22 protein-coding genes and 1 pseudogene are annotated in these 24,802 nt (G+C 65.0%); 14 read left to right on the top strand and 9 right to left on the bottom strand.

Translation table 11 applies throughout. From position 1 onward, the window contains the following. The first annotated feature begins 285 nt into the window (after nucleotides 1-285). From ACSHT2_RS17470 to ACSHT2_RS17455, 4 genes and pseudogenes are all read left to right on the top strand, one after another. The gene (locus ACSHT2_RS17470; RefSeq protein WP_440642640.1) at nucleotides 286-1,233 is read left to right on the top strand and encodes a TAXI family TRAP transporter solute-binding subunit; all 948 of its coding nucleotides are present in this window, start codon (nucleotides 286-288) and stop codon (nucleotides 1,231-1,233) included. A 161-nt stretch (nucleotides 1,234-1,394) separates the two neighbouring features. Continuing rightward, entirely contained in the window at nucleotides 1,395-3,509 is a 2,115-nt protein-coding gene (locus ACSHT2_RS17465) for a TRAP transporter permease (RefSeq protein WP_440642639.1), read from the top strand. Continuing rightward, a pseudogene (locus tag ACSHT2_RS17460) lies at nucleotides 3,470-3,880 on the top strand (DUF1850 domain-containing protein); the annotation flags it as partial. The gene ACSHT2_RS17465 and the pseudogene ACSHT2_RS17460, both read left to right, overlap by 40 nt. Before the next feature lie 31 nt (nucleotides 3,881-3,911). Next, nucleotides 3,912-4,718 carry an SDR family NAD(P)-dependent oxidoreductase gene (locus ACSHT2_RS17455; RefSeq protein ID WP_440642638.1) on the top strand — a complete coding sequence of 269 codons (807 nt, stop codon included), beginning with the start codon at nucleotides 3,912-3,914 and terminating at the stop codon, nucleotides 4,716-4,718. A 72-nt stretch (nucleotides 4,719-4,790) separates the two neighbouring features. Here the strand turns inward: ACSHT2_RS17455 and ACSHT2_RS17450 are convergent, their stop codons facing one another. Next, on the bottom strand, nucleotides 4,791-5,561 hold the full coding sequence (locus ACSHT2_RS17450; RefSeq protein ID WP_440642637.1) for a hypothetical protein: 771 nt from the start codon (nucleotides 5,559-5,561) through the stop codon (nucleotides 4,791-4,793). A gap of 104 nt (nucleotides 5,562-5,665) precedes the next feature. Next, a complete protein-coding gene (locus ACSHT2_RS17445) occupies nucleotides 5,666-7,243 on the bottom strand; it encodes a cation:proton antiporter (RefSeq protein WP_440642636.1) in 1,578 nt (525 codons plus the stop codon). Nucleotides 7,244-7,326: 83 nt separating this feature from the next. Here ACSHT2_RS17445 and ACSHT2_RS17440 point away from each other — a divergent pair, with 83 nt between their 5' ends. The 4 genes from ACSHT2_RS17440 to ACSHT2_RS17425 all read left to right on the top strand — a co-directional run bounded on the left by ACSHT2_RS17440 (nucleotide 7,327) and on the right by ACSHT2_RS17425 (nucleotide 11,642). Further along, nucleotides 7,327-8,082 carry a tetratricopeptide repeat protein gene (locus ACSHT2_RS17440; protein ID WP_440642635.1) on the top strand — a complete coding sequence of 252 codons (756 nt, stop codon included), beginning with the start codon at nucleotides 7,327-7,329 and terminating at the stop codon, nucleotides 8,080-8,082. 264 nt (nucleotides 8,083-8,346) lie between these two features. Then, nucleotides 8,347-10,269, top strand: coding sequence for a propionyl-CoA synthetase (locus ACSHT2_RS17435; RefSeq protein ID WP_440642634.1), 1,923 nt, complete (start codon nucleotides 8,347-8,349; stop codon nucleotides 10,267-10,269). Nucleotides 10,270-10,442: 173 nt separating this feature from the next. Beyond that, nucleotides 10,443-10,703, top strand: a complete 261-nt coding sequence (locus ACSHT2_RS17430; protein WP_271527075.1) for a hypothetical protein — start codon at nucleotides 10,443-10,445, stop codon at nucleotides 10,701-10,703. A gap of 192 nt (nucleotides 10,704-10,895) precedes the next feature. Continuing rightward, on the top strand, nucleotides 10,896-11,642 hold the full coding sequence (locus ACSHT2_RS17425) for an OmpW/AlkL family protein (RefSeq protein ID WP_440642633.1): 747 nt from the start codon (nucleotides 10,896-10,898) through the stop codon (nucleotides 11,640-11,642). Between the two features lie 112 nt (nucleotides 11,643-11,754). Here the strand turns inward: ACSHT2_RS17425 and ACSHT2_RS17420 are convergent, their stop codons facing one another. Further along, nucleotides 11,755-12,450 carry a DUF1013 domain-containing protein gene (locus tag ACSHT2_RS17420; RefSeq protein ID WP_440642632.1) on the bottom strand — a complete coding sequence of 232 codons (696 nt, stop codon included), beginning with the start codon at nucleotides 12,448-12,450 and terminating at the stop codon, nucleotides 11,755-11,757. Between the two features lie 265 nt (nucleotides 12,451-12,715). Between ACSHT2_RS17420 and ispH the strand changes: the two genes are divergently transcribed. From ispH to rnhA, 3 genes are read left to right on the top strand one after another with little or no spacing between them, the layout of a single operon-like run. Further along, complete coding sequence (ispH, locus tag ACSHT2_RS17415) at nucleotides 12,716-13,684, top strand: 4-hydroxy-3-methylbut-2-enyl diphosphate reductase (protein WP_440642631.1); 969 nt, start codon at nucleotides 12,716-12,718, stop codon at nucleotides 13,682-13,684. 6 nt (nucleotides 13,685-13,690) lie between these two features. Then, nucleotides 13,691-14,674: a homoserine kinase gene (locus tag ACSHT2_RS17410; protein ID WP_440642630.1), complete on the top strand. Its 984-nt coding sequence runs from the start codon at nucleotides 13,691-13,693 to the stop codon at nucleotides 14,672-14,674. Further along, nucleotides 14,671-15,135 carry a ribonuclease HI gene (gene rnhA, locus ACSHT2_RS17405; RefSeq protein WP_440642629.1) on the top strand — a complete coding sequence of 155 codons (465 nt, stop codon included), beginning with the start codon at nucleotides 14,671-14,673 and terminating at the stop codon, nucleotides 15,133-15,135. Before ACSHT2_RS17410 ends, rnhA begins: the two co-directional genes overlap by 4 nt. Before the next feature lie 160 nt (nucleotides 15,136-15,295). Here rnhA and ACSHT2_RS17400 read toward each other — a convergent pair whose 3' ends face one another. The 6 genes from ACSHT2_RS17400 to ACSHT2_RS17375 form a co-directional block, all read right to left on the bottom strand. Then, nucleotides 15,296-15,781, bottom strand: coding sequence for a peroxiredoxin (locus ACSHT2_RS17400; protein WP_440642628.1), 486 nt, complete (start codon nucleotides 15,779-15,781; stop codon nucleotides 15,296-15,298). 108 nt (nucleotides 15,782-15,889) lie between these two features. Beyond that, on the bottom strand, nucleotides 15,890-16,444 hold the full coding sequence (locus tag ACSHT2_RS17395) for a DUF924 family protein (RefSeq protein ID WP_440642627.1): 555 nt from the start codon (nucleotides 16,442-16,444) through the stop codon (nucleotides 15,890-15,892). Nucleotides 16,445-16,459: 15 nt separating this feature from the next. Then, complete coding sequence (locus ACSHT2_RS17390; protein ID WP_440642626.1) at nucleotides 16,460-18,145, bottom strand: long-chain fatty acid--CoA ligase; 1,686 nt, start codon at nucleotides 18,143-18,145, stop codon at nucleotides 16,460-16,462. 192 nt (nucleotides 18,146-18,337) lie between these two features. After that, nucleotides 18,338-19,897, bottom strand: coding sequence for a D-alanyl-D-alanine carboxypeptidase family protein (locus ACSHT2_RS17385; RefSeq protein ID WP_440642625.1), 1,560 nt, complete (start codon nucleotides 19,895-19,897; stop codon nucleotides 18,338-18,340). Nucleotides 19,898-20,087: 190 nt separating this feature from the next. Continuing rightward, on the bottom strand, nucleotides 20,088-21,884 hold the full coding sequence (locus ACSHT2_RS17380) for a glucan ABC transporter ATP-binding protein/ permease (RefSeq protein WP_440642624.1): 1,797 nt from the start codon (nucleotides 21,882-21,884) through the stop codon (nucleotides 20,088-20,090). Nucleotides 21,885-21,969: 85 nt separating this feature from the next. After that, on the bottom strand, nucleotides 21,970-23,019 hold the full coding sequence (locus tag ACSHT2_RS17375) for an ABC transporter substrate-binding protein (protein WP_440642623.1): 1,050 nt from the start codon (nucleotides 23,017-23,019) through the stop codon (nucleotides 21,970-21,972). Between the two features lie 229 nt (nucleotides 23,020-23,248). Between ACSHT2_RS17375 and ACSHT2_RS17370 the strand changes: the two genes are divergently transcribed. From ACSHT2_RS17370 to ACSHT2_RS17360, 3 genes are all read left to right on the top strand, one after another. Further along, complete coding sequence (locus tag ACSHT2_RS17370) at nucleotides 23,249-23,617, top strand: hypothetical protein (RefSeq protein WP_440642622.1); 369 nt, start codon at nucleotides 23,249-23,251, stop codon at nucleotides 23,615-23,617. A gap of 117 nt (nucleotides 23,618-23,734) precedes the next feature. Next, nucleotides 23,735-24,139 carry a phosphoribosyl-ATP diphosphatase gene (gene hisE / locus ACSHT2_RS17365; protein ID WP_035671782.1) on the top strand — a complete coding sequence of 135 codons (405 nt, stop codon included), beginning with the start codon at nucleotides 23,735-23,737 and terminating at the stop codon, nucleotides 24,137-24,139. Nucleotides 24,140-24,184: 45 nt separating this feature from the next. Continuing rightward, a complete protein-coding gene (locus ACSHT2_RS17360) occupies nucleotides 24,185-24,787 on the top strand; it encodes a YqaA family protein (protein ID WP_440642621.1) in 603 nt (200 codons plus the stop codon). The last annotated feature ends 15 nt before the right edge of the window (nucleotides 24,788-24,802 follow it).

Genomic DNA, 24,802 nt, shown 5'->3' with positions numbered 1-24,802 from the left:
GAGAGGGAATCTCCGCAACGGGACTCTCCCAGAGGAGAAAGCCCTCACCCGGCGCTACGCGCCGACCTCTCCCGCAAGCAAGCGGGAGAGGTGACCGAGCAAGCCGCTCCAACCATCGCACCCAATACAGCTCCGGACCACGGCTGCGCCATCTCGCCGCACCCGGGTTCCCCAAACATCGAGCCGGAACGGCCATTTGCCGCAGTCCTGTTTTGCCTTTTGGATGGGTTGACCCGCACCCTTCATCCGGCCAATTTCGCGGCCGGTTTGGGGAGTACAACAACCATGAAACGGACGATTTTCGGCGTGGCCGCGGCTCTTGCTCTGGCGGCATCGGCGCCTTGCGCGCATGCGCAATCCTTCATCAACGTGCTGACCGGCGGCACCTCTGGCGTCTATTATCCGCTTGGCGTCGCAATCGGTAAGATCTACGGCGAGAAGATTCCGAACGTGAAGACGCAGGTGCAGGCCACCAAGGCGTCGGTCGAGAATCTGATCCTGCTGCAGCAGGGACGCGGCGAGCTCGCGTTTACGCTGGGCGACTCGCTGAAAGCGGCCTGGGACGGCGAGGAGGAGGCGGGCTTCAAGTCCAAGCTCGACAAGCTCAGGACCATCGGCGCAATCTATCCGAACTACATCCAGATCGTCGCGACCGCCGACAGCGGCATCAAGACGCTGGCCGACCTCAAGGGCAAGAGCCTGTCGGTCGGCGCGCCGAAGTCCGGCACGGAGCTGAACTCGCGCGCGATCCTCGCGGCCGCCGGCATGAGCTACAAGGATCTCGGCAAGGTCGAGTATCTGCCCTTCGCCGAATCCGTCGATCTCATGAAGAACCGCCAGCTCGCCGCGACGCTGCAATCGGCCGGCCTTGGTGTCGCCTCGCTGAGGGACCTGTCGACCTCGAGCCCGATCACGGTGGTGTCGGTGCCGAAGGAGACCGTCGACAAGATCGGCCCGCCCTTCATCTCCGCGATCATTCCCGCCAACACCTATACCGGCCAGGACAAGGCCGTCCCGACGGCTGCTGTCGTGAACTACCTCGTGACCAGCTCGGCGGTGTCGGACGATCTCGCCTATCAGATGACCAAGCTGGTCTACGAGTCGCTGCCGGAACTCGTCAACGCGCACGCGGCCGGCAAGGAGATCAAGCTCGAGAACGCCGCCAATGGCAGCCCGGTTCCGCTGCACCCCGGCGCGATCCGCTATTACAAGGAAAAAGGGCTGATCAAGTAAGATCGGCTCTCGCTGTTGGACGTCATGGCCGGGCTTGTCCCGGCCATCCACGTTCTGACGCCAGGCGAGAAAGATCGTGGATGCCCGGGACAAGCCCCGGGCATGACGGTCTGGAGACGCTCTGCCAATGCTATAAGCGCTGACGGTTGGGAACGGATTGGATGCTGGAAAAGGCAGAGGGCACTGAAGCTGCCCCCATCAAGGTCGAGTTCGACAATTTCGAGCATGGCTTCCCGGAAGGCTTCGGTCCAGGCTGGTGGGGCCAGCTCGCCTACTGGATCGGCATCGCCTTTGCCACCTTCCAGCTCTATGTCGCCGCCTTCAACTATCTGCCGAGCCAGGTGGTCCGCGGCGTCCATGTCGGCTTCCTCGTTCTGCTCACCTTCGGCCTGATCGCCAACTTCACCGCGAAGAGCAATTTCGGCCGTGCGCTCGGCTGGGTGATCGGTGGTGCCGGCTTCTTCTGCGGCCTCTATCAGTGGATCTTCTACGCGGACCTGATCGCGCGCGACGGTGATCCGACCCGGCTCGATCTGGTGGTCGGCACGCTGCTGGCGGTGCTGATCTTCGAGGGCACGCGGCGCCTGATGGGCGCGGCGCTGCCGCTGATGTGCGGCGCGTGTCTGCTGTATTGGTTCTTCGGCCAGTACCTGCCGTCGCCGCTCAACCATCGCGGCTATGATTTCGACCAGATCGTCACGCATCTGTCGTTTGGCACCGAAGGCTTCTACGGCGTGCCGATCTACGTCTCGGCGACCTACATCTTCCTGTTCATCCTGTTCGGCTCGTTTCTGGAGCGCGCCGGCATGATCCAGCTCTTCACCGACGTCTCGCTCGGCCTGTTCGGCCGCACCCGTGGCGGGCCTGCCAAGGTCGCGGTGTTCGCCTCGGGCATGATGGGCACCATCTCCGGCTCGGGCGTTGCCAATGTCGTCACCGTCGGCCAGTTCACGATTCCCTTGATGATCAGGTTCGGTTACCGCCGCGCCTTCGCCGCCGGCGTCGAGGCGACGGCGTCGATGGGCGGCCAGATCATGCCGCCGGTGATGGGCGCGGTCGCCTTCATCATGGCGGAGACGCTGGGCGTTCAGTACTCGGAGATCGTCAAGGCCGCCGCGATCCCTGCGATTCTGTATTTCGCCTCAGCCTTCTGGATGGTGCATCTGGAGGCCGGCAAGCACGGTCTCGTCGGCATGAAGCGCTCGGAGATCCCGAGCGCCTGGAAGGCGCTGGTGACGCGCTGGTACCTCGTGCTGCCGCTCGCCGCGCTCGTCTACATGCTGTTCGAAGGCTTTACGCCGCTCTATGCCGGCAGCATGGGTCTCGCGCTGACAGTGGCGCTGATCCTCGGGACCAGCATCACCGCAGGCGTCTCGGCGACGGTCATCCGCTACATCTTCTGGATCGGGCTCGCGCTGGTCGTCGCCGCGCTGTCGCGCGACGGCCTCCAGATCGTGCCGGTCGCGTGCGTCGTGGTCGGGCTGATCGTGATCACCGCGTTCGTCCGCGGCGGTTTTGCAGCCTTGCGCGCCTGCCGCGATGCGCTGGCTGAAAGCGCAAAATCCGCCATCACGGTCGGCATGGCCTGCGCCATCGTCGGCGTCATCATCGGCATGATGTCGCAGACCGGTGTCGGCACCATCTTCGGCGGCTGGGTGATCGGTCTCGGCGAGAAGAGCCTGTTCCTGGCGCTGGTCATGACCATGCTGCTGTCGATCCTGCTCGGCACCGGCATTCCGACCATCCCGACCTACATCATCACCGCCGCGCTCGCCGCGCCTGCACTCGCCAAATTGGGCGTGCCGCTGATCGCGAGCCACATGTTCGCGTTCTACTACGGCATCATGGCCGACCTTTCGCCGCCGGTGGCGCTAGCCGCGCTTGCGGCGGCACCGATCGCAAAGGAGAACCCGGACAAGATCGGCTGGGAGGCGATGCGCATCGCGCTCGCCGGTTACGTCATCCCCTTTATCTTCGTCTCTTCGCCGGCTCTGATGCTCCAGGCCGGCGATCCCATGGCGGCCAAGCTCGGCTTCTATGGCGCCGTGGCGCTGGCTGCCACCAAGGCGCTGGTGGCGATCGGCCTGTTCGGCATGGTCGCGATCGGCTTCCTGTTCACGCGGCTGACGCTGATCGAGCGCCTCGTTGCGCTCGGCGCCGCGTTCTGCCTGCTCGGCGAATTCCCGTTCAGCGACACCGCGGGCTTCGTGCTCGCTGCTGCGCTCGTGCTGTGGCAATGGCGGCAGCGCCCGCCGGCGGCGGTCGAGGCGGCGTGAGCCTCTGCTTCGCAACGGCATCAGGCGTGAAGGCGCTGGCGCTGTCCGCGTTCACGCTGGCCTGGACGCATTCGATCGCGAAGGTCGAATGGCAGGAAGATTGGCGTGTCACGCCCGCCGGCCTCGAGCTGGTGCAGGCCCGCGTCAAGGGCACCGGCCCCGGCATGGAGCCGCCGCCCGAGGCGCGGCTCGTCGATGGCTGGTTTCAATGGCGGCCGCAGCGTCCGCCGATGCACGAGGTCGTGCTCGGTAATTCCGGTGCGGCCGGGGAGTGGCGATTGTGCCATGACGGGAAGTGCCGGACATTGTCGGAGATTGTCGGGCATCCGATCGGTGCTAACGTCACCACGATGAAGATTTGCAGCGATCCGGGCTACAAAAAACAGCAAGGGGAGACACACGATGGATCGGCTCAAGGGCAAGGTTGCGATGGTGGTGGGCGCCGGCTCGATTGGCCCCGGCTGGGGCAATGGCAAGGCGACCGCGGCGACGTTCGCGCGCGAGGGCGCGCAGGTGTTTTGCGTCGATCGCAATGGTGCTGCGGCCGAGGAGACCGCGAAGATCATCACCGAGGAAGGCGGCAAGGCAACGGCGTTCACCGCCGACGTGTCGCGCGCAAGTGAGATCGAGGCGATGGTCGCGGCGTGCCTGAAGGTCTATGGCCGCATCGACGTGCTCGACAACAATGTCGGCATCGCCGAGATGGGCAGCGTGGTCGAGGTGAGCGAGGAGAGCTGGGACCGCGTCTTCAGCGTCAACCTCAAGAGCGCCTATCTTTCCATGAAGCACGTCATCCCCGTCATGGTGAAGCAGGGCGGCGGCTCGATCATCAACATCTCCTCGATCGCCTCGATCCGCCACATGGGCATCTCCTACGTCACCTACGGCACCTCGAAGGCGGCGATGAACCAGATGACGCGCACCACGGCGATCGAGTTCGCGCGCCATCATGTGCGCGTCAACGCGATCCTGCCCGGCCTGATGAAGACGCCGATGGTCGAACATTCAGCGGGGCTTGCCGCCAGCTACGCCAAGGGCGACGTGGAAGCCATGTGGCGCGCGCGCGATGCGCAGGTGCCGATGGGCCACATGGGCGATGCCTTCGACGTCGCCAACGCCGCGCTGTTCCTGGCCTCTGACGAGTCGAAATACGTGACGGGAATCGAGCTCGTGGTCGACGGCGGGATCACGTGCAAGGCGGGGGCGTAAGCGCCTCATACTCCGCTGTCGTCCCGGATCGGCGCTCCGCTTCGCTGCGCTTGTCCGGGACGACAGCGGTGATTACTGCGCCAGCGCCAGGATGCCGCCGGCGAACGCATGCCACGCGGCGCTCTCGCTGACCGGCCAGTTCAGTACCTTCACCGCCAAAAGCGCGAGCGTGCCGTAGATGTAGACCGGATGTACGCGGCCTTCAGTGCGCCAGTCGCGCACCATGGCGGCGACGAGCAGAAGGGAAGCGACAACAGCCGGCGCAATCGTCGCCGGCACCGGCGGCGGGCCGGGCGGTCCCGGAGGCGCGAGGAAGGTCAGGAACCAGCGCGCAATCGCGGCATCGAGGATCGAGACCGCCGCGAGCAGCATCAGGCGCTTGTGGACCTCCGGTCTGCGCGTGTTCATGATCGCCAGCACGAACACCACGGCGAAGAACGCGATTCCGCTCATCGGCACGATCGAGAAGCCGATGCCGGCTTCCTTCTGCCCGAGCGCGGCGGAATGCTGCATCACGTGCACCGAGGCGAGGAAGCCGAAAATCGTCATCGCGGTCGCGAGCGATACGCCGGCGATGCCCAGCGAGCGGTGATTGACCACGCGGCCCGAGGCCGCGAGCCAGGTCTGGAGCACGAAATAGAGCGACCATGTGAAGAACAAGAGTCCGTGAAAGTGAATCACGGGACTTGCGGAGAGCGTCCGGTTGGCGAGCGGCACCCAATAGGTCGGTGCGAAGCCGAGAAAGGCGGTGGCCGCGCAGGCCAGGGCCATGTGGAGATAAAAATATCGTGCAGGCGACGCATCACGCGCGCGTACACGACGGTCGTCGATCAGAGTCGTCATGTGGGGTGAGTCTGGGGAAGCGGGGTTTGGTTCAAACCCCACTGTCGTCCCGGATCGGCGTGCGCTCTTGGCGCGCTCGTCCGGGACGACGGTGAATCGTCGATTTATCCGCCCGCGCTCAATTCTGCGCGGTCGAGCTCTTCCTCCAGCCGATGAAACGCGTCGTCGCCGATCACCTCAGTGGCGCGGAGATCGAAGATCGACTTGCGTGCGGCCTCGATGGCGCGGCGGCGCAGGGGATCGGCCGGCAATTCGCCGCTGGCGATGCCACCGTTCGGATCGGTCTCGGTCTGCATCAGGATGGCGCGATATTCGAGCCGCAGGATTTCCGCCTCCTCCGACGGATCGCTCTCGATCGCATCCAGCGCCGCGCGATAGGCGACCGCGCGACCGCGCGCGACCTCGATGCCGACGGGATCATCGTCCGTCAGGCCGAAGGCGAGGATCAGCGGCCGCAGCGTCAGGCCCTGGATGATGAGCGATCCCAGCACCACCGCAAAGGCGATGAAGACGATGAAGTCGCGATGGGGAAAACCCTCCGGCAGGGCAAAGGCGGTCGCGAGCGTAACGAGGCCGCGCATGCCGCACCAGGAGATGATGAGGCCGCCCTTGGGCGACGCGATCTGCTTCGGATCCTTCGGATGATAGAGCCCGTTTGCGATCAGCACGCGCAGGGTCGTGCGATAGAACGTCACCCAGCCGAGCCGCACCAGCATCACCGTGAGCAGGATCCAGGCGGCGGCCACGCAATATTCCCAGCGCACGTCCGCGTCGAGCCGCGTCCAGATCGGCCGCATCTGCATGCCGATCAGCATGAAGGCGAGCACGTTGAGCACGAACACCATCGTCTCCCAGACCGCATAGGACGGCACCCGCAGCCGCGCCGGCATGCGCGCCGGCGCCGTCCGCGCGACCGTGATGGCATAGACCACGATGGTGAGGATGCCGGAGAGGCCGAGATGCTCGGCCGCGATCCAGACCAGGAAAGTGGTGGCGAACTGCACGATGATGGCGCTCGGCGCTTCCCTCACCCGCTCCATGAACAGCGGAATGATGCGGCCTGCGGCGAGACCTGCGACGACGCTGCCGACGAGGGCCAGCGCCATGGTCGGTGCGACCTGGCTCCATGTCAGGTGCTCGGTGGCGACCGCGCCGACGGCAATGCGATAGATCAGAAGCGCGCTGGCGTCGTTGAGCAGGCTCTCGCCCTCCAGCACCTTCACCATGCGGTGAGGCAGCTTCACCTGGCTCAGGATCGCGACGGCAGCGGCCGCATCGGGCGGCGCCACGATCGCGCCGAGCGCGACCGCGGCGGCCCAGGGCATGTCGGGCATCAGCCGGTGCGCGACATAGGCCACGGCGGCCGTGGTCAGGCCGACCGCGGCGACCACCAGGGTCGAAACCGGAACCCAGTTGTTGCGCAGATCGCGCAGCGAGGTGTCGAAGGCGGCATCGAGCAGGACCGGTGCGACAAAAAGGGCCAACGCCAGGTCCGGCTCCAGCGCCCAGGACGGACTGGACGGCACGAAGGCGATCAGCGCGCCACCGATGGCGAGAAAGGTCGGGTAGGGGACCTTGATCCGCCGCGCAAGCGCCGATAAGGCAACAGCGCCGAGCAGAAGCGCGATGATCCATTCGAATGTCGACACGATGATCCCCGAGACCGATCTGAGCGGCGCCACAAGCTAGCACCAAACCGGCCGTATGGTGGATAGTACGGCGTCAAGGCAAGACCCCAAGACAAGACTCTCCGACAGCAACGAGCATGCGTTCTCTCATTCACCTGTTCGGCGCCGGGCTGCTCTACGCACTCTCGCTCGCCCCGGCCGATGCTGCGACCGGCGGCGAGTCGGTTGCGGTGACGCAGGTCGATGTCGAGCTCTGCCTTGCGGCGACCGCGGCCGACGACGTGGACAAGGCGGCCATCGCCTGCGCCGCCGTGATCGACGATGGGAGGACGGCGAAGGAAGACCTGATCAAGGTGCTGATCGCGCGCGGCGCACTGCTGGCGAGGCACGACCAGGTCGACCGTGCTATCGCCGACGATAGCCGTGCTCTTGAGCTCGATCCGGGCCTTGCGGATATCTTCAACGCGCGCGGCGAGCTCTGGCTGAAGAAGGGCGACAAGCCCAAGGCGGTGCAGGATTTCGGCGCAGCACTCAAGATCGATCCGAACCACGCGAAGGCCAAGGCCAATCACAAGGCGATGGCGCGCGAGCTCGAGCGAATCGGCGCGCAGATGGCGGTCGCCGGCAAGCCCAGCTTCAATTGCGCGCGAGCGCGCCGCGCGGTGGAAAGGGCGATCTGCGGCAACCGCGAGCTCGCCGATCTCGACCGGGAGATTTTTGCATCGAACGCCCGCGTGATCCGCGCGGCGCGCAATGCGGATGAAGCGAAGGCACTCCAGCGCGAGCAGGATGAATTCATCGCGCGCCGCAATGCCGGTTTCGGCCGGCCGGGCTATGATCTCAAAAAGGCGATGCAGGAGCGGTTGCAGAAGCTGAACGCGATGGAGAGCTAGGCTCCGCCACGCGTACACTGCGTTCTCTCCCCTCTTGCGGGGCCCACAGGGGGAGAGAGCCCACCCGTGCTGCGGCGCTGGTTTGCCCGATCTTCCACGGATCTCTCGTCGTTTCGACGAGGTCCGTCCTTTTCGGCTTGAACCGCGGCCCGTTCCCGCGAAAATAAGCCCACAACAAGGCCGGCAATTGATCCTGGTCATGGCGGGGCGCCCGTCCTGCCACAAGGGTCAAGGGCTGGCGAATAAAGGTACGGGAGTGCGGGAATGAACGTCCAGGGAAACGTCGACGGCAAAAGTCGTTATCATGAGGTCTACGCGCGCTCGCTGGCCGATCCCGAAGGTTTCTGGGCCGAGGCGGCGAAGGAGATCGACTGGATCGAGCCTCCGACGAGGATCTTCGATCCCTCGCAAGGAACCTACGGCCGCTGGTTTGCCGGCGGCGTCGTCAACACCTGCTACAATGCGCTCGACCGCCATGTCGAACGCGGCCGTGCCGACCAGGTCGCGCTGATCCATGATTCGCCGCTGACCAATTCGGTCACCAAACTCACCTATGCCGAACTGCTGAACGAGGTTCAGGCGCTCGCCGCCGTCATGCAGGACTTCGGCGTCGCCAAGGGCGACCGTGTCATCCTCTATATGCCGATGGTGCCGGAAGCGGTGGTCGCGATGCTCGCCTGCGCGCGCATCGGCGCGGTGCACTCCGTGGTGTTCGGCGGCTTTGCCGCGAAAGAGCTCGCCACCCGCATCGACGACGCGCAGCCGAAGCTGATCCTCTCCGCCAGCTGCGGCATCGAGCCCGGCCGTATCGTCCATTACAAGCCGCTGCTCGACGAGGCGATCAGGCTCGCCGGCAGCAAGCCGAAAGCCTGCATCGTGCTGCAGCGCCCGCAACTCACCTGCGAGATGACGCCAAGCCGCGACTACGACTGGGCCAGCCTGCGCCGAAAGGCGCTGAACGACGGCAAGAAGGCGCCCTGCGTGCCCGTCGCCGCGACCGATCCGCTCTACATCCTCTACACCTCGGGCACGACCGGCGTGCCCAAGGGCGTCGTGCGCGACAATGGCGGACACCTCGTCGCGGTGAAATGGTCGATGTTCAACCTCTATGGCGTCAAGCCGGGCGAGGTCTGGTGGTGCGGCTCCGACATCGGCTGGGTGGTCGGCCACAGCTACATCGTCTACGGCCCGCTGTTTCATGGCGCGACCTCGATCATGTACGAGGGCAAACCGGTCGGCACGCCCGATGCCGGCGCGTTCTGGCGCGTGATCTCCGAGCACAAGGCGGTGGCCTTCTTCACCGCTCCGACCGCATTCCGCGCCATCCGCAAGGACGATCCGGAAGGCAAGTTCATCCGGCAGTACGACCTCTCCAAATTCCGCACGCTGTTCCTCGCCGGCGAGCGCGCCGATCCGCCGACGGTGGAATGGGCGGAGCAGCAGCTGAAGGTGCCGGTGATCGACCATTGGTGGCAGACCGAGACCGGCTGGTGCATCGCCGGCAATCCGGTCGGCCTCGGCATGCTGCCCGTGAAGCACGGCTCGCCGACGGTGCCGATGCCGGGCTACCAGGTCGACGTCGTCGATGAAGCGGCAAAGGCGGTCGGCACCAACACCATGGGCTCGATCGTCATCAAGCTGCCGATGCCGCCGGGCTGTCTGCCGACGCTGTGGAATCAGGACGAGCGCTTCAAGGAGGCTTATCTCAGCGAATTCCCCGGCTACTACAAAACCTCCGATGCCGGCTACAAGGACGAGGACGGCTATGTCTTCGTCATGGGCCGCACCGACGACATCATCAACGTCGCCGGCCATCGGCTTTCCACCGGCGGCATGGAGGAGATTTTGGCTTCGCATCCCGATGTCGCCGAATGCGCCGTGCTCGGCGTCAAGGACGCGATCAAGGGCGAGGTGCCCTGCGGCTTCCTGGTGCTCAAGGCCGGCGTGAAGCGCCCGCCCGCCGAGATCGAGAAGGAGATCATCGCACTGGTGCGCGACAAGCTCGGCCCGGTCGCCGCCTTCAAGCTCGCCATCACCGTCGGCCGCCTGCCCAAGACGCGCTCCGGAAAGATCCTGCGCGGCACCATCAAGAAGATCGCCGACGGCGAATCCTGGACCATGCCGGCGACCATCGAGGATCCCAAGGCGCTCGAGGAGATCGGGGAGGCGCTGAAGGGAAGGGTGTGACGGTCTCCCGATGGGGCTTGAATAGGCCGCATTTTTCCGCTCAACCCTCATCCTGAGGAGCGCGCCCTGCGCGCGTCTCGAAGGATGAAAAGGCCCCGCTGCTGCATCCGGGCCTTTCATGGTTCGAGACGCCCGCTGCGCGGGCTCCTCACTATGAGGACGAAAGAGCTGCCATGAATTCGAAGTCGTTCCTTGCGATTGTGTTTGCGGGCCTCATGCTCTCCGCCTGCTCCGCGCGCTACCAGACGCCGGTGGCGATGGGCGGCGACGACGATGACGCGGTCTGCCTGAGCCGGGGCTATGCGCAGGGCTCGCCGGAATACGTGGCCTGCCGCAAGGATCGCGACGTCCAGCGCAATGCCGCCATCGCCCGCGCCGACCGCCGCCAGCGCGACCTCGGCGAGTACATGCTGAACCATCCCGAGCGGCCCTGATGTGAGCGCGGCATCATGGTGCCGCGCCACGCGCCTTGCATTCGCGCTTTTCGTGACACATCTGCAACGCCGCGACACAAATCCTGCCGCGTTTCGCCTGATTTGATCGGCATCAAATCCTTCACCATCCCCTTTCTGCTCTGACGCTGATGTCGCGCAACGATGCGCGAGAGATGGCTGAAGGGGATTGAAATGCACAGAACGACGAGAAACCTGGCGCGGCTCGCCACGATTGGCGCGATGCTCGTGGGCACCTTTGCCTCGGCGCAGGCTGCCGATTTGCCAGTCTACAAGAAGGCGCCGCCGCCGGTAGAGGCGTTCAATCCATGGATGATCCGCCTGCGCGCGCTCGGCGTGCTGCCTGATGGCGGCGGCAGCAGCGTGAACGTGGCGGGCGTGCCCTCGCTCTCGTCGCCGAATTCCGGCCTCTCGATCAGCGATCAGGTCGTCCCCGAGCTCGACATCAGCTATTTCTTCACCAGGAACATCGCGGCCGAGCTGATCCTCGGCGTGACCAGGCACTCGATCAGCGGCACCGGCTCGCTGGCAAACCTGCCGATCGGCAAGACCACGCTGCTGCCGCCGACGCTGACGCTGCAATATCACTTCGACAATTTCGGCGCGTTCAAGCCCTATATCGGCGCCGGCGTGAACTACACGGTGTTCTTCAACAACTCCGCCGCGAATGCGCCGGCTGCAATCGCCGGTCCGCCCGCGATCGTCGCCACCACCACCAACCTGCACGTCAGCAACGCCTGGGGCGGCGCCGTCCAGTTCGGCTTCGACTACATGATCGACCGGCACTGGGGTCTCAACGTCGACGTCAAGAAGCTCTGGCTGCGTCCGAATTACTCGGCGACCGTCTCCGGCCTGCCGGTCACCGGCACCGCGCATATCGATCCGTGGCTGGTCGGCGCGGGTGTGACGTACAAGTTCTGAGCGGCCTCAAGGAGGGCGCCGGCACGACATCGAGGGTGGGGCGCACAAATAAAACGCGGCGGGTTTTCCCGCCGCGTTTTATTGCATTCGGCCGCAGACAAAGAGCAGACCCTTACTCCTCCTCTTCGTCCTGCTTCTTGCCGCCGAGCGTCTTCAGCTTGGCGAACACGGCGTCGACATTGAGATCGTCGCTGGACTTCTCCGCGGGCTCGTACTCGTCCTTGCGGGTGGTCTCGGAGGCCGGCAGCAGGGTCGCGCCGCCATAGGTTGCGTCGATCGGCTTTTCCTTGGCGGCGCGCTGCACCTCGAAGTCGAGCTCGATCTGCGAGCACAGGCCGAGGGTGACGGGGTCGATCGGCGTCAGCGACGACGTGTTCCAGTGGGTACGGTCGCGCACGCTCGCGATCGTGCTCTTGGTGGTGCCGACCAGGCGCATGATCTGGGCGTCCTTGAGTTCCGGATGGTTGCGCAGCAGCCAGAGGATGGCGCTCGGCCGTTCGTGGCGGCGCGAGACAGGGGTGTAACGCGGTCCCTTGCGCTTGGGCTGCGGCGGCAGCACGACCTTGCTCTCCTGGAGCCGGAGCCGGTAATCCGGGTTCTTCTCGCCCTTCTCGATCTCCTCGCGGGTCAGCTGGCCGTTGGAAAGGGGATCCATGCCCTTGATGCCCTGGGCGGCGTCGCCGTCGGCGATCGCGCGGACCTCGAGGGGGTGCATCTTGGTGAAATCGGCGACCTGGTCGAAGGTCAGCGCGGTGTTGTCGAGCAGCCAGACGGCGGTCGCCTTGGGCATCAGAGGTGCGTTGCTCATGGCAAATCTCCTTTGTGCTTCGCCCACCCCTCTGGAGGCGAAACCGGTGGTCATCAGCGATGACAGGGAATTCGCGCTATATAAGCCGGGAGGGGGTAGCCACGCAATGGTTCTGCTATAGATAGTGCCTTGACACCGCCCGAAAGGGGGCCCAATTCCCTTTGAACCGCTGTAGGGTTCAAGCCGACGGTTCTAAGCCCCTATTCCATCCATCGACCGCCCCCGCCAGAAGGCGAAACGGGCGATTCGGTCCCGAGATCGCTCAATGTCAGCCAAACCAGACCTCAAGATCGTGCTTTGTTCTCCCCGCGGCTTTTGTGCCGGCGTGGTCCGGGCGATCGACACCGTGGAACGGGCGCTCGATAAGTACGGCGCCCCGGTCTATGTTCGCCACGAGATTGTGCACAACAGATACGTCGTCGACGGGTTGAAGAAGAAGGGCGCCATCTTCGTCGAGGAACTCGCTGAAATCCCGGAAAACACCACCGCCCCGGTGGTGTTCTCGGCCCACGGCGTTCCGAAGTCGGTTCCGGCCGACGCCCAGTCCCGTAATCTGTTCTCGCTGGATGCGACCTGTCCGCTGGTGACCAAGGTGCACCGCGAGGCGGCGATCCACTTCAAGCGCGGCCGTGAGATCTTCCTGATCGGCCACTCCCACCATCCCGAGGTGGTCGGCACGCTCGGCCAGCTTCCGCCCGGCGCCGTGACCCTGATCGAGACCGCCGAGGACGCCAAGACGATCACACCGAAGGACCCCAACAACCTTGCCTTCGTGACCCAGACCACGCTGTCGATCGACGACACCGCGGAGATCGTGGCGCTGCTCAAGGAGCGCTTCCCGAACATCAACGGCCCGCACAAGGAAGACATCTGCTACGCCACCACCAACCGCCAGCTCGCGGTGAAGAAGGTGGCGCCGGTGGTGGACGCCTTGATCGTGGTCGGTGCGCCGAACTCGTCGAACTCGCAGCGCCTGCGCGAGGTCGCCGAGCGCGAGGGATGCCCGATCGCCGTGCTGGCGCAGCGCGCCGCCGATCTCGATTGGAAGCGGTTCGAGAACATCACCAGCCTCGGCATCACCGCGGGCGCCTCGGCGCCGGAGGTGATCGTCGAGGAGATCATGGACGCGTTCGCCGAGCGCTTCACGCTGCATGTGGAGACGGTCTCGGCCGCCGAGGAGAACGAGTTCTTCCCGCTGCCGCGCTCGGTGCGCCCCGAAGCTGCCGCCGAGTAGACGTTTATGGCGGTCTACACCGACGTCGCCGCCGACGAGCTTGCGGATTTCCTGAAACAATACGATCTCGGCGAATTGCTCTCCTACAAGGGCATCGCCGAAGGTGTCGAGAATTCCAACTTCCTGCTGCACACGAGCAAGGGCTCGTTCATTCTCACGCTCTACGAGAAGCGCGTGGCAAGGAACGATCTGCCGTTCTTTCTCGCGCTGATGACACATCTGGCCGAGCACGGCGTCAATTGTCCGCTGCCTGTGAAGGCGAAAGACGGCGAGGCGCTGCGCGAGCTGGCAGGCCGGCCCGCGGCGATCATCACCTTTCTCGAAGGCGTCTGGCCGCGCAAGCCGAACGCGACCCATTGCGCCGGGGTCGGCGAGGGGCTGGCGAAGATGCATCTGGCAGGCGCGAATTTTGCGATCAAGCGCACCAATGCGCTCTCGGTTTCCGGCTGGCGGCCGCTGTTCGACGCAGCTTCACGCCGCGCCGACGAAGTGCAGCCGGGCCTGCGCGATTTTCTTGCCGCCGAGCTCGATTATCTCTCGAGCGGCGTCTGGCCGACCAATCTGCCGGAGGGCGTGATCCACGCAGACCTCTTCAACGACAACGTCTTCTTCCTCGGCGACAAGCTCTCTGGCATCATCGACTTCACCTTCGCCTGCAACGACATGCTGGCCTATGACGTCGCGATCTGCCTCAACGCCTGGTGCTTCGAGCCGGATCATTCCTTCAACGTCACCAAGGCGCGGGCTTTTCTCAATGCCTATGGCCGCGTGCGAAAGCTCTCCGAGACGGAAGAGGCGGCGCTGCCGCTGCTGGCGCGCGGCGCTGCGATCCGCTTCCTGCTGACGCGGCTGGTCGACTGGCTCAACGTGCCGCCCGGCGCGCTGGTCAAGCCGAAGGATCCGCTGGAATATGCCCGCAAGCTGCGCTTCCACCAGAGCGTGACGAGCGTGCGAGACTATGGGCTGACGCCGTCAGGGGTGGTGGCGTGAGCGAGCTTCCCAATGTCACGATCTATACCGACGGCGCCTGCTCGGGAAATCCCGGGCCCGGCGGCTGGGGCGCGATCCTGAGGTTCGGCGACAAGGAAAAGGAGCTGAACGGCGGCGAGCGGCACACCACCAACAACCAGATGGAGTTGATGGCGGCGATCTCGGCGCTCGAAGCGCTGAGGAAGCCGTGCACGGTCGATCTCTATACCGACAGTCAGTATGTCCGTCAGGGCATCACGGGCTGGATCTTCGGCTGGAAGCGCAACGGCTGGCGCACCGCCGACAAGAAGCCGGTGAAGAATGTCGAGCTATGGCAGCGCCTGGATGCTGCGCTGAAGCAGCACGAGGTCCGCTGGCACTGGGTCAAGGGCCACGCCGGCCATCCCGAGAACGAGCGCGCCGATCAGCTCGCGCGCGACGGCATTGCGATGGCGCGGTTGCAGCAGCGGGTGCGGGAGTAGGAGCGCCGTCGACGCTCCACCCTGAACTGTCATCGCCCGCGAAGGCGGGCGATCCAGTATCCCAGAGGCAGTTGTGATTCAGCCGAGAAGGTTCGGCGTACTGGATGCCCCGGTCGAGCCGGGGTATGACAGTGTCATTTGTGGCTAGGATCGGGCCGCCTTACAGCTGCCCCAGCAGCGTATCGCCGCCGGAGACCTCGACCTTGCCGGGCATCGCCTCGAGGTTCAGCTTCTTGACCACGCCGTCCTCGACCAGCATCGAATAGCGCTTGGAGCGGATGCCGAGGCCGTTGGCGGAGGCGTCCAGCTCCATGCCGATCGCCTTGGTGAAATCGGCATTGCCGTCGGCGAGGAAGACGGCCTCGTCGCGCTGGTCGGTGTCGCGCTTCCAGGCGTTCATGACGAAGGCGTCGTTGACGGAGACGATGGCTATCGTGTCGACGCCCTTGTCCTTCATCGCATAAGCATTGAGGAAGATGCTCGGCAGATGCATCTTGTGGCAGGTGCCGGTATAGGCGCCGGGCACCGCGAACAGGGCCACCTTCTTGCCCGTGAAGATATCGTCGGTGGTCTTCACCTGCGGACCTTCCGCCGTCATCACGCGGAATTTCGCATCGGGCAGCTTGTCGCCAATCTGGATCGCCATCATCAGTCTCCCTGAAAATCGATCCCGCTTTTTAGACCGGGCGGCGGACCTGCACAATATTGCCGGCGGCGGAAGCGGGGAGGGCGGCGGCCGTTCATCATGATGTCATCAGCCGGAAAAGCCGCCATTGTCGAGGAAGGCCTGCTCCTCCTCGGTCGTGTCGCGGTCGAGGAGGCGGTTGCGGTGTGGAAAGCGGCCAAACCGCCGGATGATGTCGGCATGCTCGCGGGCGTATCTCAGGTTCTCGGTGTTGTCGGTGTTCTCAAACAGCGTAACGCAGTGCAGCTGGTCGGGCAGGTGCTCGGAATGCATGAAGGGCAAATAGAGGAACTCGAGCAGGGCGGGATCGATCCTGCGATCCGTGCCCCGCGCGATGGCACGGCGGGCGACGTCGCGCGCCAGCGCGTCGCTGGCAAAGGCTTGCCGCGTGCCGCGGAACATGTTGCGGGGAAATTGATCGAGCACGATGACGAGCGCCAGCGCGCCGTCATCGTCATCTTCCCATGACGCCAGCTCGCCGGCCGCCGCCTTCCGCCACAGGGCAGCAAAGCGGCGCCTGATTTCCGCATCGAACGCGTCATCGCGCTCGTACCAACGGTCGCGACCGGCCTCGCGCCAGAAAGCGAGAATGCCTAGTGGCGTGATGTCGCCGACGTCGGTCATGGACCGGAGGCGCGGTTACGCCGCTTCGGCCTTCTTCTCGTCGCGGAGCTGCCGGCGCAGGATCTTGCCGACGTTCGTCTTCGGCAGGTCGTTGCGGAATTCGATGTGCTTGGGCACCTTGTAGCCGGTGAGCTGCTCGTGACAGAACGTGATCACCGCCTCGGCGGTGAGGTTCGGATCCTTCTTGACCACGAAGGCCTTCACCGCCTCACCAGACCTGGAATCGGGGATGCCGATCACGGCGCATTCGAGCACGCCCGGATGGCTCGCGATGACTTCCTCGACCTCGTTGGGATAGACGTTGAAGCCGGAGACCAGGATCATGTCCTTCTTGCGATCGACGATCTTGGTGTAGCCCCGCTCGTCCATGATGCCGATGTCGCCGGTGCGAAAATAGCCGTCCGCGGTCATGACCTTGGCGGTCTCGTCCGGCCTGTTCCAGTAGCCGGACATCACCTGCGGACCCTTGGCGCAGATCTCACCCGGCTGGCCGAGCGGGACTTCGTTGCCCTCGTCGTCACGGATCGAGATCCAGGTCGACGGCACGGGAATGCCGATCGATCCCGAAAACTCGGTTGCCGTCGCGGGATTGCAGGTCAGCGTCGGCGAGGTCTCCGACAGGCCGTAGCCCTCGGCGATGAAGCAGCCGGTGGTTGCCTTCCACTGGTCGGCGACCGGCCGCTGCACTGCCATGCCGCCGCCATTGGAGATCTTCAGCTTGGAGAAATCGAGCTTCTTGAAATCCGGATGCTGCATCAACCCGTTGTACAGCGTGTTCACGGCCGGGAAGCTATTGACCTGGTATTTCGCCAGTTCCTTGATGAATCCCGGAATGTCGCGCGGGTTGGGGATCAGGAGATTGCAGCCGCCGGCACGCACCGCGAGCAGGTAGCAGGCCGTCAGCGCGAAGATGTGGTAGAGCGGCAGCGCGCACACGACCATGAGCTGATCGACATGCGGCGGGGCGGCGAGCGCCGGCTGCAGCCAGGCGTCGTTCTGCAGGACGTTGGCGACGATGTTGCGGTGGAGCAGAGTGGCGCCCTTGGAGAGGCCGGTTGTGCCGCCGGTATATTGCAGGAATGCGACGTCGCCGGGCGAGAGCTTGGGCTTGTTGAAGGTCATGCCGCGGCCGGCCGAGAGCGCGTCGTTGAAGGACACGGAGCCCGGGAGCGACCAGGCCGGTACCATTTTCTTGACGCGGCGGACGACGAGGTTGACGATCACACCCTTGAAGCCGAGCAGGTCGCCCATGCTGGCGACGATGACATGCTTGACCGCGGTCTTCGCGATCACCTGCTCGACGGTGTGGGCAAAGTTCTCCAGCACGATGATGGCTTCGGCGCCGGAATCCTTGAGCTGATGCTCGAGCTCGCGCGGCGTGTAGAGGGGATTGACGTTGACCACGGCGAAGCCGGCGCGCAGCACGGCGGCGGTCGCGACCGGATACTGCAGCACGTTCGGCATCATGAGCGCGACGCGGGCGCCGCGCTGGAGACCGCGGCCCTGCAAATAGGCGGCGAGCGCGACCGACATCTGGTCCAGGTCGCGATAGCTGATCGACTTGTCCATGCAGATGAAGGCCTTGCGGTCGGCGAACTTGGTGAAGCTCTCCTCCAGAAGGTCGACCAGCGATGCGTATTGCGTCGGCTCGATATCGGCGGGCACGCCGGGCGGATATTGCTTGAGCCAGATGCGCTCCATGGAAAAACTCCCCTCATTGACCAGAGCCCGTTGTGTCTCGGGCTTGCCGCATTGCCGCCAGTATCCAGCCTGCCGGAACTGGTGGCAAGCCGTCGTGGCTTAGGGCAAAGGTCGGGGCGTCGCTACTGGAATCGTCGCAAACCACGCTGCCGCGGGTGCGAAGCGCGGGCTGCGGTTTAATTCCGAGGGACGTTAACTGTTGTTCGCCGGCTTGGCGGCAGCGGCGGGCTTGGTCGCGGCCTTGGGCTTGGCGGGCTTGGCTGCCTGATCGCCGCTTGCCGCAGGTTTCTCGGCGGGCTTCGCCGCCGCATCGTGCCTGGTCGTGGCATGCTTGGTCCCGGCCGGCTTGGCTGCGGTCTTGGTGTCACCCTTGGCGTCACCCTTGGCACCGGACTTGGTTTCAGGCTTGGCTCCAGGCTTGGTTTCGGACTTGGCCCCGGACTTGGCGTCCGGCTTCACCGCTGCCGTCTTGGTGTCCTTGCCTGCGTCCTTGTGTCCGTCCTTGTTTCCATCCTTGGGCTTGTCGGCGGTATCAGGCTTCCTGGCGATGCGCGACTTCTTGCCACGCGGCTTGGACGTGGCCTGCTGGTCGGCGTCGGCCGCGACCGCCGCGATCAGGGCCGCACCGGTGCGGGTCGGGCCGGTATAGACCGGCACGGGTTCGGCCGCCGCGGGGGCCGAGGCCATCAGCTCGGAAGCCTTCATCATCAGGGGCGGCTGCAGGCCCGCCGTGAAGAAGGTGACCTGGGCTTCTCCACCGGTGGCCGAGGCCGATCCGGTCGTGCCGCCATTGGCCGCAATCAGCGCATCGTCGTCGTCACTGGCCGGCCGCTTGCGGTGGGGCCCGCACATCTCGTCGCGCAGGTTCGGCGGCGAGGCGTCGACCGGCACGAGATTGTCGACGGTGCCGAGCGAGGGGCGCAGCCAGGTGAGATTGTCTTGAGCGAAGCCGCGCTCGAGCAACTGCGCCGCCTTCACCGCGCGCGCCGTGCCGGAACTGGCGCCGAGCACCACCGCGATCAGCCGGCGGCCGTTGCGCGTGGCCGAGGCGACGAGGTTGTAGCCGGAGGCGCAGATGAAGCCGGTCTTGAAACCGTCGGCGCCGGGATAGCGGCCGATCAGCTTGTTGAAATTACCGGTGACGCGCTTGCCGAAGCGGATCGCCGGAATGTGCACGAAGTACTCGTATTCCGGCAGGTCGCGCAGGAACGCGCGCGCCAGGATTCCGAGATCGCGCGCGGACGTGATCTGGCCGTCGGCGGGCAGGCCGTTCGGATTGACGTAGCTCGTCTGCGTCATGCCGAGCTTCTTCGCGGTGTCGTTCATCATCGCGGAGAAGCCGTCGATCGAGCCGCCGACGCCTTCGGCGAGCACCACGGCCATGTCGTTCGCCGACTTGACCATCATCATCTTCAGCGCATTGTCGACCGTGAGCTGCGTTCCTGGGCGGAATCCCATCTTCGAGGGCGACTGGGAGGCTGCCGTCGGCGACACCGTGAGCAGCGTGTCGAGCGTCAGCCTGCCGTCCTTGACCGCATTCAGCGTGACATAGGCGGTCATGATCTTGGTGACGGAGGCCGGATACCAGGGAATGGTCGCGTTGTCGGCCTGCAGCACCTTGCCGCTGTCGGCCTCGATCAGCAGCAGCGCTTCGGCGCTCGCCGCGCGCGGCGCGAGCAATGCGGCGCATGCGAGGCCCACGGCGAGCAGGTTGAACAGCGATTTGCGAAGCAGCGGGCGAAGGGCGTGCACTATCCGATTTCCGGTCCTTGGAGACCCGCCGGTTCCGGACGGCTCTCGTGATCTGATGGTCGGTTTCGAGATCCAGCGCCGCCGCTTGCGGCATCGCAAACCTATACCGGCTCGTGCGTCGAGAATAGGGGGATCGGCACGGTATTCCGCAATGAAGTAGGCCGAATTTCGACGGTGTCGTGGGGACTTGCTATGGGGATTTGGCAGTCGTCGCGGCAGTCTCGGCCGCCGTCACGCTGGCCCGTGCGTTCTCCTGAACCATGAACTGGGCCTTGGCGAGCTCGGCGAAATGGCCGCCTTTGGCCACGAGTTCATCGAAAGTTCCGCTTTCGATCACGCGCCCATTCTCGAACACCAGGATCCGCGTGGCATTGCGGATGGTCGACAGGCGGTGGGCGATCACGAAGGTGGTGCGGCCCTTCATCACTTCGTCGAGAGCGGCATTCACCCTGGCCTCGGTGACGGCGTCGAGCGCGCTGGTGGCTTCGTCCAGGATCAGGATCGGCGGGTCCTTCAGCAGCGCACGGGCGATGGACAGGCGCTGGCGCTCGCCGCCGGAGAGCATGCGGCCGCGTTCGCCGGCATTGGTCTCGAAGCCGCCGCTGCGCTCGATGAACTCGAGCGCCTGCGCGCGCTCCGCCGCCTTGCGCATCTCGGCCTCGGTCGCGTCCGGCTTGCCGACGCGCAAATTGTCGGCGATCGAGCGGTTGAACAGCAGCGCTTCCTGGAACACCACGCCGATGTTTCGCCGCAGCGAGGTCAGCGTGACGCCGCGCACGTCCATGCCGTCGATCTTGATGACGCCGGATTGCGGATCGAAGGCGCGATGCAACAGCGCAATCGCGGTCGACTTGCCGGCGCCGGTCGGGCCGACCAGCGCAATGGTCTGGCCGGGCAGCGCGGTGAAGGTGAGGTCCTCGATCGCCGGCCGCTTGCCGTCATAGGAGAACGTGACGTCGTTGAACTCGACGAGGCCCGACAGCCGGCCGGCGTCGATTGCGTCGGGCCGGTCGTGCACCGCGGGCACGGCGTCGAGCACATTGAAGAACTCGCGCAGGCGCGGCGCTTCCATGAACACGTTGTTGATGAAGCTCACGACCTGCTCGAGTTTCTGGATCAGCATCGTCGCGAAGCTCACGAACATCACGATATCGCCGACCGAGGTGAGCCCCTGGTCATGCAGGGCGATGCCGAAGGTGAAGATCGCGAGCACCGTGATGGTTGTGGAGGCGCGTGTGATCACGGTGACCAGCGCCCACCACGACAGCACCGGCATTTGCGCGGCCAGCAACTCGTCGGCGACGGAGCGCAGCCCTTTCACCTCGGATTCGACGCGCACGAAACTCTGCACCAGCGCGACGTTGCCGAGCGCGTCGGAGGCGCGCGCGGAGAGCTCGCTGTAGTGCTCCTCGACCGCCATCTGCATGCCGAAGGTCCTGCGCACCACGAAGGTGGTCAGCGCGGTGAAGACGATGCAGAGCACGAACAGCAGAACCGCCAGCCGCCAGTTCAGGTAGAGCGACAGCGGCAGCAGCACCACGACCGAGAGGATCGCGGCGAAGTGCTCGCGGAAGAAGCCGAGCCAGAGCCGCCACAGCGCGTCCGTGCCGTTGAGCATCACCTTCATCAGCCGGCCGGAATGGGTGCCGGAATGGAAGGTCAACGGCAGTTGCAGGATGTGCTCGAAATAGCTCGTCAGCACCGCCTGACGCTGGCGGTGCGAGAGCCGGTCGGCTTGCAAGGCCACGAGCGCGCTGCACGCGATGGTGAAGAGCCCGAACGCGACCCAGGCGGCCAGGAACGGCCAGGCCGAGTTCGACCCGGCCACAGACTTGCCCGAGAGCACGTCGACGATACGGCCGAACAGCACAGGCTCGGCGAATTGCGTGCCCGCGAGCAGGAGATTGGCGACCGCGAGCAGCCAGCCCAGCCGCGCTTCCTTGCCGAGCAGCTCGAGAACGCGGGTGTAGAGACGGAGGATCGACATGCGAGCGACGAACTCGAGTGGGTAACGGAGCCCGTATTTTAAGCAGGGATCGTGCGGGAGATATAGCGGAAGCTGTCAGTTTTGCTCAATTGATCAGCCGCCCGGCGACCGGTGGCAGGAACCGGTCGTCGAAGATGTCGCCCGCGGCGGGCCGCTTGCGGAATTTGAAGTCCTGCGCGATCTGGTCAATCGAACGATCGAAGCGCGCCGGGTCGACGCCGCCGAGGCCGTTGCGCCTGACCTCGTCCGTCAGGATGTTGTCGGCGAGGATGGTGCGCAGGCGCTCCAGCTCCAGGTTGCGGTCGCCGTCGCCGATGCGGCTCGCTGCCTCCTCCGCCGCTCGCTCCGGCTCCCTGACGGTCGCGGTGATGCCCGCCATCAAGGCGCGGACGAAGCCCTTCACCGCGTCCGGCTTTGCTGCGGCAAAGGCGGGATTGACCACCACGGCAAAGCCGTAGGCTTCGCAGCCGTAGTCAGCGTAGCGCAGCACGACGAGATCGGCTCCGGGCACGCCGCGGTCGCGCAGGTTCACCGCAGAGAGATAGCTGAAGCCGGCGACCGCATCGACCTGGCCCGCGGAGAGGATCGGCTCGCGAACCGCCGCGCTGATCTTGTGGAATTTGACGCGCGATGGATTGATTCCGTTCTGCCGCGCCAGCGCCGGCCACAGCCGCATCGACGGATCGCTGTCGGCGATGCCGACGGCCTTGCTGTCGAGATCGGGCAACAGCTGGATGCCGCGGCTCTTGCGCGCGACGATCGCGTAGGGCGTGCTGTTGAACAGCACGAACACCGCCTTGACCGGAGCCGCGTCGTCCTTGTCACGAAAGCGGATCAGCTCGTTGATGTCGACGAGCGCAAGCTCGCTGTCGCCCCTGGCGACGCGTGCGAGCGCCTCCGGCGATCCGTTTGCGCTCGTGAAGGACACATTGAGGCCCTCGGCGCCGAACCTGCCGTCCTTCGCCGCAAGGAAGAACGGCGCCATGCTTGCGTCCGGCGGGCGGTCGAAGGTGAGGCGGACCGCAACGGATGGCGCGGTGGTCTCGGTCGCGCTGACATCGCGTGCAATCAGCGTCGCAAGCAAGAGCGACAGAGCCAGCAGGCCGTGAAGTGCGGTCGTCTTGAATCCTGTCATCAGTTGCGCCGGTCCCGCATTGTTATGGTTTCGTGACGCTTGCAGCGCCGGCCCGCGACGACCGTGCGCGCGCCAACATGAACGGAGGATGAGCGACGTTGCGGCATCGTTACGCAACCCCGTTCAGCTTGTGTTGGGGTTGGGGAACCTAACTTAGATTATGCGGGTTTTGAGAGGCATGAGCCTGTCCGCAGGCGTCCATTCCAGGTCCCAAAGGAGGGCCCAAGACATGTTCGAGCGATTCTCCAGATTTGCGGGCCGAAAGGCCGTTCTTGCCACCGCCGCGGTGCTGGCGCTGACCACGATTGCCCCGACCGCGTCATATGCGGGCGGTCGCCACTGGCATGGCGGTGGGGGTGGCGCGGCCGCAGCTGCGGCTTTCGCCGCCATTGGCACGGGTCTCGCCATCGCGGCCAGCCGCAATGCCTACGCCTATGACTACGGTCCGGGCTACGGCTATTACGGCGGTCCGGCCTATTACAGCGCTCCGGCCTACGGTCCCTATTATGGTCCGGGCCCGAACTACCAGTATCAGCGCTATGGCGGCACGGCTCCGTCCGAGCTCTGCGGCCAGGGCTACTATCAGAACTGCTATTAGCCCGGCATTCATGGGTTGACCATGACGGGCCGTCGCGCTTGCCGCGCCGGCCCGTTCTCTGCTTTTATTGTCGCGCGTTAACGCGCTCGCCATTGGATTAGAGTAGTTTTGAGTACCATGAGTGATTCGCTTGAGCGGCTATATCTGGCTGTGCTCGCGGCCAGAGATCTTGATCCGGCAACATCGCGCACCGCCCGGCTGTTTCAGCGCGGCCCCTCCAAAATGGCGAAGAAGCTGGCCGAAGAGGCCATCGAAGTCGTGATCGATGCGGTCAACGGCGATAGCGAGGCCGTCATCCGGGAAAGTGCCGATCTGCTCTACAATCTCACCGTTCTGTGGGCCTCGGCCGGGGTACGTCCAGAGGACGTCTGGCGGGAGATGACGCGGCGTGAGGACATGCTCGGTATTGCCGAGAAGCTGCCGAAATCACCGATGAAACTGCCCAAAGTCGCGTCACCGCGGGTTGCGGCGAGGCGGCCAATTGTCGCGCTCGAGGGCCGCGCAGCGCGCAAGCGCCACTAGAAACCTCATTATTCGCCTCAATCTCGGCATGGACAAATCCGTCCCATGGTGCTTCATCGCGGCGCCATGCTGAAACGTATCTACGACTGGTGCATCGACGCCGCCCACAAGCCCTATGCGCTGTGGATCATGGGTGTCGTATCCTTCGCCGAAAGCTCCTTCTTTCCGGTCCCGCCGGATGTGATGCTGATTCCGATGTCACTGGCGCGCCCGCAGCGCGCCTGGCTCTACGCGGCGGTCTGTACCGCGACCTCGGTGCTTGGCGGCATCGTCGGCTACGCCATCGGAGCGCTGCTGTTCGACAGCGTCGGCCAATGGCTGATCCAGGTCTACGGTCTCGGCGGCAAGGTCGATGCTTTCCGCGCCTCCTATGCGGAATGGGGCGCGGTGATCATCCTGCTCAAGGGGCTGACGCCGATCCCCTACAAGCTCGTCACCATCACCTCGGGTTTTGCCGGCTACAACATCGTCCTGTTCATCCTCTGCTCGATCGTCGCGCGAGGCGGACGCTTCTTCGTCGTCGCGATCCTGCTCAACCGCTACGGCGACTGGATCCGGGTCAGGATCGAACGGCATCTCGGATTGTGGGTCGCGATCGGCGCGATCGTGCTGGTGCTCGGCTTCGTGGTGGCGGTCAAGTTGATCTAGGGCCTGGCGGCTTTG

Source organism: Bradyrhizobium sp. PUT101, from assembly GCF_052043945.1.
Classification (GTDB): domain Bacteria; phylum Pseudomonadota; class Alphaproteobacteria; order Rhizobiales; family Xanthobacteraceae; genus Bradyrhizobium.
The sequence above is the reverse complement of the archived record's forward strand: the minus strand, read 5'-3'. Positions and strand labels throughout refer to the sequence as shown.